Raw genomic sequence first — 1,409 nt, forward strand, 5'->3', positions numbered from 1 at the left:
CTTCCGGAAGGTGACAGATGATGAAGTTCAACAGGCAGTAGACTATATTAACAATAGACCTAGAAAAGGAATGGATTGGATGACTCCAATAGAATTTGTTGAAGAAATGTTGCACTAGACTTGACAATCTGCCCCCGCATTATGCCGATAGAGTCAATGATCCCGACTACGTTTCGTCAGTCAGCCTCATTTGTGCCTCAAAACGCTGGCGGGATGATTTTTTCCTCAGGAAGCAGACTGACAAGTTCATCCCTATATAAAAAATGTGGCGCCATGATCAGGCACCACATTCTGTTTCAAATCAAATTCTGCCATTTCAGCAATAGAAGGTAACAGAGCCGAAATACTCTTTCCATTTCATAATGATTTCTTCACTTCTGGCTTCAATAATCCGCATGATATTTCTTAAAATATTTTTCTGTATATGGGAATTATTATTATACAACAGACATTTTCCCCTGCTTGTAATCCATATTTTGGCTGCATTTGCCATGGGTTTCCCCTGTGACACATGGACCGGTTCCAGCGGATCATTTTCATTTGTCCAGAAATACACCCAGTACGAGCCGATTCTAAAGACCTGAGGCATTTTCAAACCCGCCTTCCTGGGAAAATTCGATAATCAGATGAGCCGTCGAACGGATGACTTCCAGGTATCGATTCACTTCCTCCGGAGAAAATCCGTATACATTCTCAATCGTATAATCCGGCAGATAGCAGGTCATATGATGGAAACAATCTTTTTCATCCGGCTTTTCTACATAGACTTTCACCCGATGATCCGGCAGCATTTCCGAATGAACGATTTCTGCACTATCATCAAGGGTCATGAATGGATACATCAAGACACCCACCTCCTGTCTGACTATGGGCTGCATGAATTATCTATAGTATATCATCATTGGAAACAGATAGAAATCATCGGATTCCTGTCCACCCCGCCATAGGGAAAAGGTAAATTACAAAAAATCGACAATTGCGCCTTGTGGGCAGCCTTCCCTGGATAGGGAAGGCTGTGGAAGCAGGCGGATGGGATGATTGATGCTTGTTTGCTCATGTGAATGAAATGCTCTTCCATCGTTTTAAGCATCAATCTTTCTTCTCTTTCCAGGGTGGATTTTTCTACCGGGAAACTTTACCGCCGATACAGCCTCGAAGCGTTTCGACGCGAACGCTGCCCACCGCTTCGCGGAGCCCCCTTATCGAAGGGGGCCACGCGTTTTCCGATAGAGTCACTTTTTCTGCATATGTTTCGTCATTAGCCTCATATGTGCCATGTGAAAATGAGGCTGATGCCGTACCGTTTTCATCGTAAATGTCTCAAAAGTCTCGCGTGAAGGCTTCCCCTCGGGGAAGCTTGCCCGATGGGCCTGAAAGGGCAAGGAGTGAAATCCCGGCGGCCTTTGGCC

General features: G+C 45.0%; 3 protein-coding genes. All 3 read right to left on the reverse strand.

Annotation, left to right across the window (positions count from 1 at the left end):
* Positions 1-316: 316 nt before the first annotated feature.
* From VZT47_RS10400 to VZT47_RS10410, 3 genes are read right to left on the reverse strand one after another with little or no spacing between them, the layout of a single operon-like run.
* Entirely contained in the window at positions 317-589 is a 273-nt protein-coding gene (locus VZT47_RS10400; RefSeq protein WP_330224891.1) for a DUF4160 domain-containing protein, read from the reverse strand.
* Positions 573-842 (reverse strand): hypothetical protein, encoded by a 270-nt coding sequence (locus VZT47_RS10405; protein ID WP_330224892.1) that lies wholly within the window; start codon positions 840-842, stop codon positions 573-575. The genes VZT47_RS10400 and VZT47_RS10405 overlap by 17 nt, the downstream gene beginning before the upstream one ends.
* A gap of 56 nt (positions 843-898) precedes the next feature.
* A complete protein-coding gene (locus VZT47_RS10410) occupies positions 899-1,090 on the reverse strand; it encodes a hypothetical protein (protein WP_330224893.1) in 192 nt (63 codons plus the stop codon).
* Positions 1,091-1,409: the final 319 nt, after the last annotated feature.

The organism is Dialister sp. (assembly GCF_036343215.1).
GTDB lineage: Bacteria > Bacillota > Negativicutes > Veillonellales > Dialisteraceae > Dialister.

Coding starts and splice junctions, on each gene's coding strand:
- VZT47_RS10400 (WP_330224891.1), bottom strand. CDS start 589: ATGCCTCAGGTCTTTAGAATCGGCTCGTACTGGGTGTATTTCTGGACA.
- VZT47_RS10405 (WP_330224892.1), bottom strand. CDS start 842: ATGTATCCATTCATGACCCTTGATGATAGTGCAGAAATCGTTCATTCG.
- VZT47_RS10410 (WP_330224893.1), bottom strand. CDS start 1,090: ATGCTTAAAACGATGGAAGAGCATTTCATTCACATGAGCAAACAAGCA.